At 73.5% G+C, this 15,314-nt stretch carries 16 protein-coding genes; 8 read left to right on the top strand and 8 right to left on the bottom strand.

Features of this window, described 5'->3' with window-relative positions; translation table 11 throughout:
- Positions 1-35: 35 nt before the first annotated feature.
- Complete coding sequence (locus tag AC5K6T_RS14695; RefSeq protein WP_493209072.1) at positions 36-623, top strand: CGNR zinc finger domain-containing protein; 588 nt, start codon at positions 36-38, stop codon at positions 621-623.
- A 239-nt stretch (positions 624-862) separates the two neighbouring features.
- Here AC5K6T_RS14695 and AC5K6T_RS14690 read toward each other — a convergent pair whose 3' ends face one another.
- Positions 863-1,003: a hypothetical protein gene (locus tag AC5K6T_RS14690; RefSeq protein ID WP_493209071.1), complete on the bottom strand. Its 141-nt coding sequence runs from the start codon at positions 1,001-1,003 to the stop codon at positions 863-865.
- A 48-nt stretch (positions 1,004-1,051) separates the two neighbouring features.
- Positions 1,052-1,516: a hypothetical protein gene (locus AC5K6T_RS14685; RefSeq protein WP_493209069.1), complete on the bottom strand. Its 465-nt coding sequence runs from the start codon at positions 1,514-1,516 to the stop codon at positions 1,052-1,054.
- 364 nt (positions 1,517-1,880) lie between these two features.
- Between AC5K6T_RS14685 and AC5K6T_RS14680 the strand changes: the two genes are divergently transcribed.
- Positions 1,881-2,255: a roadblock/LC7 domain-containing protein gene (locus AC5K6T_RS14680; RefSeq protein WP_493209067.1), complete on the top strand. Its 375-nt coding sequence runs from the start codon at positions 1,881-1,883 to the stop codon at positions 2,253-2,255.
- A 191-nt stretch (positions 2,256-2,446) separates the two neighbouring features.
- Positions 2,447-2,830: an ArsR/SmtB family transcription factor gene (locus AC5K6T_RS14675; RefSeq protein ID WP_493209065.1), complete on the top strand. Its 384-nt coding sequence runs from the start codon at positions 2,447-2,449 to the stop codon at positions 2,828-2,830.
- Between the two features lie 347 nt (positions 2,831-3,177).
- Here AC5K6T_RS14675 and AC5K6T_RS14670 read toward each other — a convergent pair whose 3' ends face one another.
- The 5 genes from AC5K6T_RS14670 to AC5K6T_RS14650 form a co-directional block, all read right to left on the bottom strand.
- Positions 3,178-4,767, bottom strand: a complete 1,590-nt coding sequence (locus AC5K6T_RS14670) for an IS1182 family transposase (RefSeq protein WP_493204997.1) — start codon at positions 4,765-4,767, stop codon at positions 3,178-3,180.
- Positions 4,768-5,009: 242 nt separating this feature from the next.
- Positions 5,010-5,792, bottom strand: coding sequence for an enoyl-CoA hydratase-related protein (locus AC5K6T_RS14665; RefSeq protein ID WP_493209063.1), 783 nt, complete (start codon positions 5,790-5,792; stop codon positions 5,010-5,012).
- A gap of 16 nt (positions 5,793-5,808) precedes the next feature.
- A complete protein-coding gene (locus AC5K6T_RS14660; protein WP_493209062.1) occupies positions 5,809-7,107 on the bottom strand; it encodes a ferredoxin reductase domain-containing protein in 1,299 nt (432 codons plus the stop codon).
- Positions 7,104-8,645, bottom strand: a complete 1,542-nt coding sequence (locus AC5K6T_RS14655) for an amino acid adenylation domain-containing protein (protein ID WP_493209364.1) — start codon at positions 8,643-8,645, stop codon at positions 7,104-7,106. The genes AC5K6T_RS14660 and AC5K6T_RS14655 overlap by 4 nt, the downstream gene beginning before the upstream one ends.
- A 316-nt stretch (positions 8,646-8,961) precedes the next feature.
- Positions 8,962-9,636, bottom strand: coding sequence for a CDP-alcohol phosphatidyltransferase family protein (locus AC5K6T_RS14650; protein ID WP_493209061.1), 675 nt, complete (start codon positions 9,634-9,636; stop codon positions 8,962-8,964).
- Positions 9,637-9,822: 186 nt separating this feature from the next.
- Between AC5K6T_RS14650 and AC5K6T_RS14645 the strand changes: the two genes are divergently transcribed.
- From AC5K6T_RS14645 to AC5K6T_RS14635, 3 genes are read left to right on the top strand one after another with little or no spacing between them, the layout of a single operon-like run.
- Positions 9,823-10,392: an SRPBCC family protein gene (locus AC5K6T_RS14645; RefSeq protein WP_493209059.1), complete on the top strand. Its 570-nt coding sequence runs from the start codon at positions 9,823-9,825 to the stop codon at positions 10,390-10,392.
- Between the two features lie 19 nt (positions 10,393-10,411).
- Complete coding sequence (locus tag AC5K6T_RS14640; protein WP_493209056.1) at positions 10,412-12,001, top strand: radical SAM protein; 1,590 nt, start codon at positions 10,412-10,414, stop codon at positions 11,999-12,001.
- The gene (locus tag AC5K6T_RS14635) at positions 11,998-12,801 is read left to right on the top strand and encodes a class I SAM-dependent methyltransferase (protein WP_493209055.1); all 804 of its coding nucleotides are present in this window, start codon (positions 11,998-12,000) and stop codon (positions 12,799-12,801) included. Before AC5K6T_RS14640 ends, AC5K6T_RS14635 begins: the two co-directional genes overlap by 4 nt.
- A 12-nt stretch (positions 12,802-12,813) precedes the next feature.
- Here the strand turns inward: AC5K6T_RS14635 and AC5K6T_RS14630 are convergent, their stop codons facing one another.
- Positions 12,814-13,167 carry a TfoX/Sxy family protein gene (locus AC5K6T_RS14630; protein ID WP_493209053.1) on the bottom strand — a complete coding sequence of 118 codons (354 nt, stop codon included), beginning with the start codon at positions 13,165-13,167 and terminating at the stop codon, positions 12,814-12,816.
- Positions 13,168-13,604: 437 nt separating this feature from the next.
- On the opposite strand from AC5K6T_RS14630, the gene AC5K6T_RS14625 reads away from it, so the two are divergent.
- Together AC5K6T_RS14625 and AC5K6T_RS14620 are read left to right on the top strand one after the other, a co-directional pair.
- Positions 13,605-14,195, top strand: a complete 591-nt coding sequence (locus AC5K6T_RS14625) for a redoxin family protein (protein WP_493209051.1) — start codon at positions 13,605-13,607, stop codon at positions 14,193-14,195.
- Between the two features lie 7 nt (positions 14,196-14,202).
- Complete coding sequence (locus AC5K6T_RS14620; RefSeq protein ID WP_493209049.1) at positions 14,203-15,066, top strand: cytochrome c biogenesis CcdA family protein; 864 nt, start codon at positions 14,203-14,205, stop codon at positions 15,064-15,066.
- The last annotated feature ends 248 nt before the right edge of the window (positions 15,067-15,314 follow it).

The following is a 15,314-nucleotide window of genomic DNA, read 5'->3' as shown; positions in this document are numbered from 1 at the left end:
TCTCACGGATACGCGCAAGCCTTAACATGAGAGCCATGGATGAGCCGGTGATGGAAGAACCCGTACTGCCGCCCGCGCAGGGGGAGGAGGAACACCTCTCCCTCGCTCTGGCCAACAGCGCGGTCGCGCTGCCCGGCGGTCACACGGTCGACCTCCTGGGCACTCCCGCGCAGGCGAACCGCTGGCTGACCGGACACGGGCTCGCCCCCGTGGACATCGGCATGCAGGACATGTGCGCGGCGCAACTGCGCTCACTGCGCGAACAGATCAGGTCCCTGCTGGCCGCCTACGCCGCGGAGGTTCCCGCCCTTCCCGCCGCCCTCACCGCCGTCAACGACGCCATGACCCGCGTCTCCACCGCCGCCGTGCTGCGGTGGGACGACAGGACCGGCCCCTACCGCGCGGCACCCCACCCCACCACGAAGATCGTCGACCACGCCCTCGCCGCGCTGGCCGCCGACGCCGCCGACCTCCTCACCGGCCCCGACGCCCAGCGGCTGACCGCCTGCGGCTCCGCCCCCTGCAACCGCTACCTGCTCCGCCACGGACGCCGCCAGTGGTGCTCCACCCGCTGCGGCGACCGGGCGCGCGCCGCCCGCGCCTACGCCCGCCGGAGCGGCTGACACCGCGGTCTTGGGGGCCGCACCGGGCGGACCCTCGGACCTTGGTGCCCGGTCCGCCAGGCACGGCCGCGCGGCGGGTGGCAACCCCGTGCGCGGCGCCGGGTGAGGCGTCCGTGCAGAGCATGCCGCCGACCGCGGCACCCCGTACGGATCACCGGCTGGTGCCGCCCCGTCAGCGGGAGAACGGCCGCCGCAGGCACCCTCCCCCGGGTGGACGCCACGCGGAGAAGGACGCCCCCTCAGTCCTCTTCCGCCAGCAGGCGGCGTTCCTCGTCCCGCCATGACTCGTACTCAGGCGGCCGCACGCTGTCCCAGTCGACCGGGTCACCGGCTTCGGGCGGCGGCATGATCCGTCGCATCTCTTCGACGGCCCGGTGCATCGGCACTCCTCAACTGACCTCAACGAGCTGTCGGTCGGATCGGCGTGGTCATCGGGTCGGGACCTCCATCCCGGTTCGGGAGTCCACGACGGTGCCCAGATTCTTCCATCCAGAGGGTGTGTTCATGAGGTTCGGCACGTAGCGCACGCCGCTGGAGACCTCGCCCTGGTGGGCGTCGGGGTCGGTGCCCGCGTCCTCCGTCCAGCCGGCCAGGACGGCGGCGCGTACGATGCCCTCGGCGCCGGTGAGCAGCACCGTGCCGGAGTCGTCCAGCGTGGCGGTCAGCCCGGTCAGGGCCAGCGGGAACACCCACTCGGTGGGGGCGGTGCGGTCGTGCAGGGTCGGCAGCTCCTTGACGGTGTCGCTGCCGGCCACGAAGGAGAGGTCCGCGGCCGGGCCGGCCTCGCGGTAGGTGACGGTGCTGCCGTCCGGGACGCCGGCGCTGTGGGCGGCGCCCCGCAGGCCGAAGGCCACGGCCGTTCCGTCGCAGACCTCATCGATCCCGTTCCTCACAGAGAAAGCACAAGTGGGCGAGAACGTACGTGCGATCGACGATCACGTCACGAACGCGACGTGAACACACACCGACGGAAGCGCCAAGTCCACCTTGCGGCCGGCGCTCCCCCCTGACCGGGCATCACATCCGCACGGGTTCCGCTGCCCGGTGCGCGAGACCCGCCCCCCGCAACCGGACCGCGCCCGTCCCTTCCCGAAAGCCTCACCCCCCGTTCCGAGATGATCGTATAAACAACTTATCGATCACTGTGGGGCATTGTCGGGCAGATCCGCCTGATGCCCCTTCGGTCGGCCTACGGTGCTGGTCACGAGGCGGGGACCAGAAGCCGGTTCCCGTTGCAGCAATCAAGGGGAGGCGCCGATGGCGAGCGTGGAAGTGTCGCTGAAGGAGCTCATGACCGGGGTCGAGGGCGCGCTGGGAGCGGCCGTCGTCGACTACACCAGCGGCATGGCTCTCGGAACCCTGGGCGGTGGCAACGACCTGGACCTGATGGTCGCGGCGGCCGGGAACACGGACGTGATCCGGGCCAAGGTCCGCACCATGGAGCACCTGGGCCTGAAGAGCCAGATCGAGGACATCCTGATCACGCTCGGAGGGCAGTACCACCTCATCCGGTTGGTGACCGGCCGGAACGGCAACGACCTGTTCCTCTACCTCGTGATCGACAGGTCCAACTCGAATCTGGCCATGGCCCGCCATCAGCTCAAGCGGGTCGAGTCCCAGCTCGAGGTCTGACCTGCCCGCGCCCGGGCCGACTTCTGCCCACCATGTGAAGACTTCTTCAAGTCATCACATGGGAAAGGCCCCAACTCGCGAACGGAAGTCGCCCGGGCCGAGGGAACATGAGCAACGAGGAACCCACGGCGCGGCCGCTTCGGGCGCGGCCGCGCCGTGGGCAGCCATCCGGACACGGCAGGAAGAGCGACATGCGAGTCCCTCTGTATCAAGCGAAGGCGGAGTTCTTCCGTATGCTCGGGCACCCGGCGCGCATCAGGGTCCTGGAGCTGTTGCAGCACGGGCCTCTCCCGGTGCGGGACCTGCTCGCCGACATCGAGATCGAGCCGTCCAGCCTCTCTCAGCAACTGGCCGTCCTGCGCCGCGCGGGCATCGTCGTGTCCATCCGCGAGGGCTCCACCGTCAGTTACGCACTCGCGGGCGGCGACGTGGCCGAACTGCTTCGCGCGGCCCGCAGGATCCTGACCGAACTGCTGGCCGGGCAGAACCAGCTCCTGGTCGAACTGCAGCAGACCGACACCGGCCGGCCGTCGGCGACTCCGGCCGGCCGGCCGGCCGAGGGGCGCGCCCGCTAGGGCGTGTTTCGAAAGTAGCGTCGTCTGCCCGAAGGGCAGGTCTGGCGGCGTCTGGTGCGTGCGATCGCAAGGCGGAGGGTCGCCCCGATACTGGATGTATCGGGGCGAGCCCGACAACGCGGCGAGCGTGCGTGCCAGACGCCGCCAGGCAGGCGGGACTTTCGAAACACGCCCTAGGTAGCTGGTGTTAAGCGGGGCTTCCTGGGCGTGCGGTGTCGTCACTGGGGCGTCAGGGGCGTGTCGCCGGGGCGGTGCTCCGGGCGGCCCGTGGCCTGGTCTTGAGGCTGTTGAGGGTTTGGTGCGTCCGGGTGCGGTCGTTCGTGTGTGCCCTGGGCCTTGCTGGCCGGTCAGCCGGTGGCGATGGCCCAGTTTCCAGCGGCTGTGGACATGATTCCGAGCACGCCGAGCCGCGCGATGTTGGCGGCGGCGGCCAGCAGGGAGAAGTCGGCGGCGACCTTGGCCCGCCCCCGCACCCGGGCCCGGCGTCCGCCGTGTCGCCGCCGCATGAGGTGGGCGATCTTGCGTTCGACCTTGGGCCGGGTGGCCCGGTAGGTAGCCAGCCAGGCCGGGTCGGCGCTGCGTGCCCGGCCGCGTGCCAGGTGTTCCTCGTGCGGGCCGATGGTGATGACGCGTCCGTCCCTGGCGGTCGTGCACTGGGCCGCGAGCGGGCAGGCGGCGCAGGCGGCCTTGAAGCAGGCCGCCCCACGGCCGTCGGACTTCGGGCGGATGGGGACGGTCACCTGGTTCGGGCAGGTGACCTGCCCCGCCCCCAGGTCGACGGTGAAGGCGTCCTTGGAGAACCGTCCGCCGGGCGCGTTGGCGGCCTGCACTTTGACCATCACCTCGACGCCGGCCCCGTCCAGCTCGGCCAGCAGCGGTCCGGTCCCGTAGGCGGCGTCGCCGTAGACCTCGGCCCGCTCACCCGCGGCCCCTTCGTTCGGGGCGGGCGCGTTCAGGACGTCGGCCAGCAGCTCGGCGGCGGGCTCGGCGTCGCCGGCGTTGCCCGCAGTGACTGCGGTTGCGGTGATGACCTCGCTGTCGGGGTCTTCGGCCACGTGCCCCTTGTAGCCGTCGAAGGACCGGTTGACGGTTTTGTGCCCGTGCCGGGCCTCGGGATCGACCGTGGAGATGACCCGGTCCGTGGCCACCTTCCGGGCAATCCGGAACACTCCGTCACCGTCCTGGTCCAGGTCCTGGCCGAGCACGGTGGCCAGCAGGCGCGCGGCCTGGTCCGCCTCCGGCTCCAGCACCCGGCCCTCCAGCACGGCCAAGAGCGCGTACCCGTCCCGGGCCCGCGAATCGATCAGCGCCTCCCGCTCACCGGCGTCCGTCCAGTCGATGACCGGCTTGGCCGTGTCGGTGTAGGCATCGCCGCTGGTCAGTTGCGCCCGCAGCTCGGCCCGCAGCCCGTGATCGGCCGCCCGCAGCAGGCCGCGGACGGCCGAGCGGATCAGCGTGATGGTGTCCTGCGTGGCCACGGCGTCATAGACCGGAGCCGAGTCCAGCACCCGCCGACGACCCACCAGCCCGGCCTGGGCGGCCACGTCCACCGTCCGCTCGAAGATCCGGTCCGGGCGGGCGGACGCGGCCAGCCGCGCGCGCATGTCCACCAAGACGGTGTGCACGAACCCGGGATGATCGAAGTCCAGCCCGCCGGCGGCGTACTTCCAGCGGACATCGAATGCGAACCGCTCGACCGCTTCACGGTCGGACAAGCCTTCCAGGCGCTGCAGGACCATCACGACCGCCACGATCACCGGCGGCACCGACCTGCGGCCGTCCTCGGCGAACAGATCGGCGAACATCTCATCGGGGAACAACGCCCGGCACTCGCGGTGCAGCACCGCGTAGATCGAGTTCGGCGCCAGCCGACCCTCGCAGAAACCCGCCGTGGAGGAGAGCAACCCCGGCTGCATCGGGGTCCGGCCCACTGCCATCGCTCAACCTCTCCCCACACCCAGCGACCAACACCAAGCAGCCTGGCACACGTTGAAGAACCGACGCGAGCTCACACGATTAACACCAGTCACCTAGGGCGTGCTGCGAGGGAGGGCGCCGCGGTCGGCCCCGAGGCGGCTGCCGTCGTCCTCGGCGCCCGTCCCGCCCCGCACCGGTACGGCCTCGGGTCAGGCGCGAAGGTCCGGTGGCGGGCGGGCCGCCGGCCGGTGCGGGCGGGTGGTCACCGGCCGGTGAAGACCGGGTCCCGCTTCTCCAGGAACGCCCGCATGCCCTCCTTCTGGTCGCAGGTCGCGAACAGGGCGTGGAAGACCCGGCGCTCGAACAGCAGCCCGTCGCGCAGGCCCGTCTCCAGGGCCCGCTGGACCGCCTCGCGGGCGGCGAGCACGGCGGGCCTGCTGTGCCCGGCGATGGTCCGCGCCGCCTCGGCGGTCTCCTCGGCGAGCCGGTCCGCGGGTACGGTCCGGGAGACCAGGCCGGCCCTCTCGGCCTCGGCGGCGTCCATGGTGCGACCGGTGAGGATCATGTCCATGGCCCGGGCGGCGCCGATCAGGCGGGTCAGGCGCTGCGTTCCGCCGATGCCCGGGATGACCCCGAGCCGGATCTCCGGCTGTCCGAACACGGCGGTGTCGGCGGCGATGACGAGATCGCACATCATGGCGAGTTCACAGCCGCCGCCGAGCGCGTACCCGGCCACCGAGGCGATCTTCGGAGTGCGCAGGGCGGCGAACGCCTCCCAGCCGGCGAAGTAGTCGTCCGCGGCCATCTCGGGCGCCGTCCGGGACGCCATCTCGGAGATGTCGGCGCCGGCCGCGAACGCCCGCTCGGAACCGGCGACCACGAAGCAGCCGACCTCCGGGTCACGGTCCAGCGGCGTCAGGGCGTCGACGAGTTCGCCCAGGAGCTCACTGCTCAGGGCGTTCAGCACGGCCGGTCTGTCCAGGGTGACGGTGACGACCCGGTCGTCGCGGTCCACGCGGAGGGTGCGGTACTGACGGTCGGTCATGTCCGTGCGGTTCCTCTCAGGAGTCCCAGATGGCGCCGTAGGCGGGGATGCCGAGCCGTTCCAGGCCGTGGACGACCTGCCAGGTCAGCTTCTTGTTGGAGATGCAGATCACGGCTTCGGCGCCGAAGTCGCGGTAGGCCGCGTAGGCCAGGCGCACCATGTCCGGCTTGCCGTGCTCGGAGGTGTCCCAGACGACCGCGTCGGGCTGGGCGGTGAGGATCTCGTCGACCAGCGCGTCACCGTACGTCGCCCGGGGACTGCGGGTCGCCCACACCAGGAGGGAGGGCACCTCGGCGGCGAGCAGATGGGGCAGGCACGGCCCGATCCCGCTGCCGGTCGCGACGTAGACGACCTTGCGGAACAGGGTCTCGATGTTGGCGACACCCGCGGTGGTGATGCCCTTGACCCAGACGTGGGAGGGCAGGTCGTCGATGAAGGCGCCGGTCCAGTCGCCCGCCCGGGACACTGTCAGCCGGAACCCCCGCCGGCCGGGCGCGGGTACGTTGGCGAAGGAGTGCCACTCGGTCAGCGGGCTGCGGCTGATGGCCGTCGAGGAGCCGGCGAACGGCGTCTCACCGTGGTCGAAGTGGGCGATGGCCACGTGCCCGGAGGGCCGTTCGATCCGCACCGGGACCCGGCGCAGCCGCAGCCAGGGCAGGGCGACACTGAACGTGACCACGGCGAGCAGCCAGACGGCCGGATCGGTCAGCGGGGACCGGCCCGCCGCCCGCAGCGACAGCAACGACTGGGCCCAGAACAGCGCGAGGGCCGCCCATCCGCCGAACCGGTGGGTCCGCTCGAACAGGTCGTGGCGGCGGGCCCGTACCGGCGGCAGGGCGATCACCACGACGACGGCCAGCAGGGCGACCAGCAGATACGAGACCGCCAGTACCGCCGCCGGGGCGCCTTCGGCCGTCAGGGCGGCGGTCTGGGCGAGGAACAGCACGGTGCCGGCCAGGGCGCCCCCGACGTGCAGACCTCCGAAGTGGTAGACCTTGCCGAGGGTCCAGCGGATCCTGAGCGGCCAGTGCAGGGGCGCGGCGACGGCGATCCGGAACAGCAGGTTGATCACGTACTGCTGGCGGACCAGGACCGCGAGGGTGAAGTCGGTCAGCGCCAGGCGTCCCAGGGTGTGCGCGTCCACCGCGCCCCGGGCGTGCAGGACGCCGAGCACCACCAGGTCGGCCGCCACGACCAGGGCCGCCAGCCGGTTGTGGTGCATCAGCCGGGGGTGCTTCCAGATCCGGCGGACGAGCGGGGCGGGCGGGGGCAGGCGGACGTCCTGCGGCAGGACCTGCGGCTGCGGCGCGCTCATCGTCCGGTCTCCGGGACCCGGTGCTCGGCCAGGTGCAGGAGCGCCGCCTTGTCGATCTTTCCGCGGCTGGTGCGGGGCAGGTCGGCCAGGACCCGGACCGTCTCCGGTACGCAGTAGTACGGCAGCGCGCGGGCCACGGCCCGGCGGGCGGCCTCGGGATCGAGTCCGGTCCCCGCGGCGAAGGACACCAGCGTGCGGTCGTCGACCTTCAGCGTGGCGGCGCGCCGGCATCCGGGCAGCGCCTCCAGGACGGCGGAGACGGCGTCGAGTTCGACGCGGAATCCGCGGACCTTCACCTGGTCGTCGGTGCGGCCGAGGATCTCCAGTTCGCCGTCCGCGGTCCAGCGGCCCAGGTCGCGGGTGCGGAACATCAGGCGGCCGGGCCCGAGGAACGGGTCCGGCAGGTACCGCTCCCGGGTGAGGGCCGGGTCCCCGAGGTATCCGGCGGACACACCGTCGCCGCCGGCCCACATCTCGCCGGTCTCGCCGGCCGGTACGGGGCGCAGGCGCTCGTCGAGCACGTACACGGTGTTGTTGGGGGTCGGCCGGCCGATGGTGAGTCGCGGGGCGCGGCGGCGGTGCCGCTGCATGGTGTTGACGATGGTGGTCTCGGTGGGGCCGCAGGAGTTGTAGAAGGCGCAGTGGTCGGCCCAGCGGTCGGCGAGGGCCCGCGGGCAGGGCTCCCCCGCCACGGCGACGACCTTGACCGAGGGACAGGACGCCGGGTCGATGTCGCTGAGGATGGTGGGCGTGGAGATGACCACGTCGGCCCGGCGGACCGCTGCCGCGATGTCCTTGCCGCGGATGACCAGGGTCGCCCCGTGGGTGAGGGCGCCGAGGATCTCCCAGGCGGCCATGTCGAAGGCGATGCTGAGGATCTGCGCCACCCTGGTGCCCGGTCCCATGCCCAGGTCGCCCGGTTCGGTCAGCAGCAGGTTGCACACGTTGCGGTGCGTCACCACGACGCCGTTCGGCGTGCCCGTGGTGCCGGAGGTGAACAGGACGTAGCAGGCGTCGTCCCCGCTCGCGGGCCGGACGGGGACGAACGGCGGGCCGTCCCCGTCGGCGGGCCGGGCCATCACGGTGTCGACGGCCGTCACCCGCACACCGTCGGCGGCCGGGACCAGGTGGGCGTGCTCCGCCGTCGTCAGCACCACGCGGGCCCGGGTCACCGCGATGATGTGCCGCAGCTGTCCGGCCGGGCAGACCCGTACGTCCTGCGGTACGTAGGCGGCTCCCGTCTTCAGCACGGCCAGCAGTCCGACCAGCAGGGGGATGCCCCTGCTGGTGAACAGCGGCACGTACTGGCCGGGACCGACTCCGGCGCCCGCCAGCACCGAGGCCAGGCGGTCGGCCTGGCGTTCCAGCTCCCCGTAGGTGATGGACTCCCCGAGGTGTTCGGCCGCCACCGAGTCCGGCCGGAGGGCCGCCCGGGCCGCTATCGCCCGGTGGACCTGGTCGCAGGTGAGGCCGACGGCGGGGCCCCGGCCGAAGGCGGGCAGCGCCCGTGGAGCCGGCGCCCGCCCGGCGCGGGCCACCCGCTCGCCGGCCTCCCCGACCCGCTGCTCCGCCGCTCCCGCGGTTCCGCTGCATATCTGCTGACTCACAGCCGCGCACCCTTCTCGCCCGGGATCGGACCGCGCGTCGGCGCGTCCGGCTGCCTGACGGCAACGCAACGCAGTCCACAAGCCGCCGCCCCGCCGGGACAAGCCGTACCGGCGGGGCGTCACACTCACGTAAGAGTCGCGGATCCGTCCGCCGGACGGCACCGGCGGCCCCATCCCCCTTTGGTGCAGCGGCAGTTGACAGGCCAGGGGCGGAGAGCGGGCCGAGCGCCGGCGGCGTCCCTGCCGGTCAGCGGCGGCGGACGGCGTGCCGTGCGGCGAGGACGATCTGGAGGGCGGCGGCCGGACGCAGCCACGCCGGGCGGGGCCGTTCGGGCATGGCGCCGCGGTGGAGCGCGAGGCCGGTGACGGCGACGACGGGCAGCACCCAGGCGGCGACGGCCGCGACCCGGACGGCGCGGCGGGGCTCGTGGCGCAGGGTGAACCACGTCCAGAACGCGGCGTCGGCGAGGGTGTCGGCGTAGTCGCCGAAGGGGGTCGTCGTGCCCTGCCGGCGGGCCAGGCGCCCGTCGGTCACGTCCAGACCGACCGCCAGGACTCCGGCGGCCCGGCCGGCCCCGCCGGGCAGGGCGGGAAGGTTCGCGCGCACCAGCGTCACGACGTCCGCGGAGGTGAGGCGGGTGCGATGCTCCAGCAGCCCCAGGTGCAAGGCGGCGAGACCCCAGCCGGCGGCCACCCAGCGCCGCCCGGGCCGTCGGCCGGCCGCGCACGCGTACAGCAGTCCGTGCAGGGCGGTGAGCTCGGTCAGGGCGCGGGGGCGGCGGACGGCCTGGCGCAGCGACCGGTGCGCGGCGCGTGCGAGGAAGCGCGCGACGGTGCCCGGACCGCGGCCGTGCTCACGCAACCCGGCGAGCAGCGCGTTCGTGGCGGCCCGGCTGTCGGTGGTCCTTGAGAGCGACTCCACGCTCCTCCGTTCTCCTCCGCGGGGATGCCTCTCAGGGTAGGCCCGGCGCGCCGGGGGTGGGGGGAGCGCGCCCGCGGCCATGTGCGACGGCCCGGCCCCGCCTCGTAGGAGAGACAGGGGGAAGACGGTAGAGACAGGGGGAGAGTCGTCGGGAGACCGGGACGGACGGGTGGAGAGGTGGCGGCGATGGTGCGGATCGGTGCGCTCACGGCGGCGGCCGCGGCAGGCGTGTGCACGGCGGCGGGTGCTCTGGGGGTGGTGACCGGAGCCGTGACGGCGGATCTCGGGGCGGGCCGGCGGACGCGCCCGCTGGGGCCGCGCGGCGTCGACGTCGCGGCACCGCGCGAGACGGTCTTCGAGGTGATCGCCGAACCCTACCTGGGCCGGACGACCCGGGCGGTGCGCGAGAAGGTCACCGTGCTGGAGCGGGGCAGCGACCTGGTGCTCGCGGCGCACCGCACCCCTGTCGCGGGCGGGCGGCTGACGGCGACGACGGTGGAGACGGTGCGGTTCGTGCGGCCGGAGCGGGTCGAGTTCCGTCTGGTGCGCGGTCCGGTGCCGGCGGTCACCGAGACGTTCGAACTCACGGAGGAGCCGACGGGTACGCGCCTGATGTACCGCGGCGAGCTGGGCACCGACCTGTGGGGCCTCGGCCGCTGGTGGGGCGGGGTGGTCGCGCCCCGCTGGGAGGCGGCCGTCGCCGCCACGCTGGCCGCCGTCCGGCGAGAGGCCGAGCGGCGCGCGGCGCGCGGCTGAGCGAGAGGGAGGTTCCCTGATGGAAGAGGCCCGCGAGACCGGGGCGCCCGCGCCCCGGGGCAGGACGGACCGCGACGAGGTGTTCGTGGAGTTCACCAGGTCCGTCTGTCCCCTGTGCAAGGCGTCCGTCGACGCGCAGGTCAACATCCGCGACGGCAAGGTCTATCTGCGCAAGAGGTGTCGCGAGCACGGCGAGTTCGAGGCCCTGGTCTACGGGGACGCGGAGGAGTACCTGGGCTCGGCCCGGTTCAACAAGCCCGGCACCCTTCCCCTCGCCTTCCAGACCGAGGTGCGGGACGGCTGCCCCAGCGACTGCGGGCTGTGCCCGGAGCACAAGCAGCACGCCTGCCTGGGCATCATCGAGGTCAACACCGGCTGCAACCTGGACTGCCCGGTCTGCTTCGCCGACTCGGGCCACCACGGTGACGGCTACTCCCTCACACGCGAGCAGTGCGCACGCATGCTCGACGCCTTCGTGGCCGGCGAGGGCGAGGCGGAGGTGGTGATGTTCTCCGGCGGGGAGCCCACCATCCACCGGCACATCCTGGACTTCGTCGACCTCGCCCAGGCCCGCCCGATCAGGAACGTCACCCTCAACACCAACGGCATCCGCCTGGCCACCGACCACCGCTTCGTCGCCGAACTCGGCCGGCGCAACCGGCGGCACGGCAGGTCGGTCAACGTCTACCTCCAGTTCGACGGTTTCGACGAACGGACGCACCTGGTGCTCCGGGGACGTGACCTGCGCTCGTTCAAGCAGCGGGCGCTGGACAACTGCGCGGAGCACGGACTGACCGTCACCCTGGTCGCCGCCGTGGAGCGCGGGCTGAACGAGCACGAGCTGGGGGCGATCACCGAGTTCGGGATCGACCACCCCGCCGTGCGTGCGGTGGCGTTCCAGCCGGTCACCCACTCGGGCCGGCACGTACCGTTCGACCCCCTGCAGCGGCTCACCAACCCCGACGTGATCCGGCTGCTCAGCGCCCAGCGCCCCCGGTGGTTCGCCAAGGGCGACTTCTTCCCCGTGCCCTGCTGCTTCCCGGCCTGCCGCTCCGTCACCTACTGCCTGGTCGACGGCGAGCCGGGCGACCGCACCGTCGTCCCCGTCCCGCGCCTGCTGAACGTCGAGGACCACCTCGACTACGTCACCAACCGCGTCATGCCGGACCCCGCGGTCCGCGAGGCGCTGGAGAAACTGTGGTCGGCCTCCGCGTTCATGGGCACCGCCACCACCGAGGAGAAGCTGCGGGCCACCGCCGAGGCCCTGGACTGCGCCGGAGCCTGCGGCATCGACCTGCCTGAGGCGGTGAAGGACCTCGCCGACAGGGCGTTCATGATCGTCGTACAGGACTTCCAGGACCCCTACACCCTCAACGTCAGACAGTTGATGAAGTGCTGCGTGGAGGAGATCACCCCCGACGGACGCCTCATCCCCTTCTGCGCGTACAACTCGGTCGGCTACCGCGAGCAGGTCCGCGCGCAGCTGTCCGGCACTCCCGTCGCCCCGGTCGCCCCGAACGCCGTGCCGCTCGCCGGCCGCCTGACGACGACTCCGTACGGTTCGAAGACCGCCGGCGTCCCCGGCCGGGAAGGAGAACCAGGGTCATGACGGGGTCGCCCGGCGGTGAGGAGCTGAAGGCGTGCTGCGCCGCCGCGTACTCCTCCGACGTCGCCGTCCTGCTGCTCGGGGAGTCGTACCATCCGGGGGGCGCGGCGCTGACCCGCCGCCTCGCGGACGGACTCGGCCTGCCGCCCGCGGCGCGGGTGCTGGACGTGGCCTCGGGCCGCGGCACCACCGCCCTGCTGCTGGCCGACGCCTACGGCGCCGTCGTCGACGGGGTGGACTACGCGCCGGCGCACTCCGCCCTCGCCCGGGACGCCGCGCGGGCGGCCGGCCTGGCCGGCCGGGTGCGGTTCGCCGCCGGGGACGCGGAACGGCTGCCGTACGCCGATGCCGTCTTCGACGCCGTGGTGTGCGAGTGCGCGCTGTGCACCTTCCCCGACAAGGCGCGCGCGGCGGCCGAGTTCGCCCGCGTCCTGCGGCCGGGCGGCCGCCTCGGCGTCACCGACGTCACGGCCGACCCCGCCCGTCTGCCCGCCGGACTCACCGGCCTCGGCGCCCGGATCGCCTGCGTCGCCGACGCCCGGCCGCTCGGGGAGTACGCCGGCATCCTGGCCGGTGCGGGCCTGCGCACGGTGCGTACCGAGCGACACGACGGGGCGGTGCTGCGGATGACCGACCGGATCGAGGCCAGGCTGAACCTGCTGCGTATGACGGCTCCGGACCGGCTGTCCGCCGCCGGTCTCGACGTCGGGGCCGCCCCCGCCGTGCTGGCGGCCGCCCGGGCGGCGGTCGCGGACGGAGCTCTCGGCTACGGGCTGCTCATCGCCGAGCGCAGGCCTCGGTAGCGGGGCCGTGGGTCAGGGAGCGTGCCGTCCGCCGGGCGGCTTGGGCGGCAGACTCGCGGCGAAGGCGTACCCCCGGCCCACCCAGTCGGCCAGGGCGTCGTCCTCGGCCACGGCGGACGCGGCCACCACGACCCAGCCCCGCATCGGGCGCCCGGTGAAGTCGAAGGGCCTTGCTCCGGGCCGTGCGAGGGCGGTCTCGGTGGCGTCGGGGCCCACTCGGACCATCAGCTCGTCCCCGATCACCCCGACCGCCATGTTGCCCTCGTGCAGGAACGCCAGCCCGCCGAACATCCGCTTCTCCGTGATGCCGGGGTCCGTACCGAGCGATGCGCGGACGCGTTCCGCCAGTCCCTCGTCGAACGCCATGGCCCTTCTCGCTCTCGTCGGCGTGCCGGTCACCTGCCGCTCCGGGTCCCCGGGCCGGCGGTGCGCGGAGCGCACACCGTGCGGTCCGCCGCCGTGCGTCCGGCGGGCGTCCGGCGGGCGCACGGCGGGCGTCCGGCGGGCCGTTCCGGGGCGACAGGTCCATGAACCCATCCCGGCCCGTCTCCGGCAACCGGACACGGCGGAGCGGACCCGGCACGCCGGCGGGCCCCTCCCGCGAGAAGGCTGCGCGGGCCGGACGACCGCGGACGGCCGCGGACGGACGCGGACGACCACGGACGGACGCGATCAGCGGGGTCGTGCCTTCTTCGTGCCGAGCCGCTCCGGCGGACGTCATGCAACCGTAAGGCTCCGGCCCGCCGCTCTCCCCGCCCGCCACGGCTACCCTCACCACCAGTCACGACCTACAGGAGCCCTCGTTGCGCCCTCGCACCCTCCTCCCGGCCGCCCTCGCCGCCGCCCTCCTCGCTCTGACCGCCTGCGGCTCGGACGACGGCTCCGCGTCCGCCGTCGACGCGGGCGGCGCACCGTCGAAGGCGTCCGCCCCGGCCGGTTCGCCGGCCGGCTCCCAGGACGGCGGCAGCGGTTCGCGAGGGGCGACGGTGCCCGAGACGCTGGACTTCACCGCCACCACCGTGGACGGCAGGCCGTTCGACGCGAAGTCGCTCGCGGGCAGGCCCACGGTGCTGTGGCTCTGGGCACCGTGGTGCCCCACCTGCAGGGGGCAGGCCGCCGAGACCGCCAGGGTCGCCGCCGGCTTCCGGGGCCGGGTCGACGTGGTCGGCGTCGCGGGGCTGGACGACAACACCGCCATGAGCGCCTTCGTCTCCGACACGGGCACCGGTTCCTTCCCCCATCTGTCCGACGAGAACGGCGAGGTGTGGAAGCGGTTCGAGGTCACCCGGCAGAGCTACTACGTACTCCTCGACGCCGGTGGCAAGACCGTCTACCGGGGCGTTCTCCTCGGCGGAGCGGGGCTCGCGGACAAGGTCGCCGCCCTCACCGGGTGACTCCGCCATGGCCGGCCTCCCCCTCGCTCTCGCGCTCGGCGCCGGAATGCTCGCCGCCGTCAACCCGTGCGGCTTCGCCCTGCTCCCCGCCTATCTGTCGCTGCTCGTGCTGGGCGACCGCACGCCCAGCCGTACCGTCGGCGTCGGCCGGGCGCTCGCCGCCACCGCCGCCATGACCGCCGGATTCGCCGTCTTCTTCGGCGTCTTCGGCCTCGTCGTCCAGCCCGTGGCCGGCCGCCTCCAGCAGCACCTGCCCTGGTTCACGATCGCCTTCGGCCTGGTCATCACCGCTGCCGGGGCCTGGCTGCTGGCGGGCCGCCGGTTGCCGTCCCCGGCGCCGGGGCTGCGCCGCGCCCCGGCCCTCACCCGCTCGGTGCCCTCGATGGTGCTGTTCGGCATGGCGTACGCCACCGCCTCGCTCGGCTGCACCATCGCCCCGTTCCTCGCCATCGTCGTCTCCGCGTTCCGCAGCGGTTCCACCGGTGAGGGTGTGGCCCTGTTCGGGGCCTACGCCGCCGGAATGGGCCTGATCGTCGGCGCGGCCTCGCTGACCGTCGCCCTCACGCGCAGCACCGCCGTCACCCGGCTCCGCCGCCTCGGCCGGATCGCCCCGCGGCTCGGCGGCGGCCTGCTCCTCCTGGCCGGCGGGTACGTCGCCTCCTACGGCTGGTACGAGATCCGCGTCCAGGACGACCCGGCCACGACGGACCCCCTCGTCGAGGCGGCCGCCGGCATCCAGCGGACCGTCGCCGAGGCGGTGGACTCCGCCGGTCCGGCCGTGCTCTTTGGATGCTTCGCGGTCCTGCTCCTCGCGGCACTGCTGCTCCGACGCCGTCGGCGCACGCGCGGGGGCACCGGCCCGGAGGCCTGAGCGAGCCGGCGCGCAGGGACGTCCCGAGGATCACCCTCACCGGCACAGAGGACCCGCCCAGCAAGGGAATCAGAGACCTGAGGGCCATCCGGAACGGGCGCGCGAACGGCTTCAGCGGGTGCCTGGACCCGCTCCGGGCACGCGGGGGCAGCCCGGTGCCGACCACGCCCCGACAGTCCCTCACCCGCCGGTCCAAGGCTTTGAGAAGACGGCTGTGACCTGGCATTCTCCCTGATTCCGCCTAGGCT

Source organism: Streptomyces sp. B8-7 (assembly GCF_058833805.1).
Note: the sequence above shows the minus strand (reverse complement) of the source record. Positions and strands in the feature narration are given on the sequence as shown.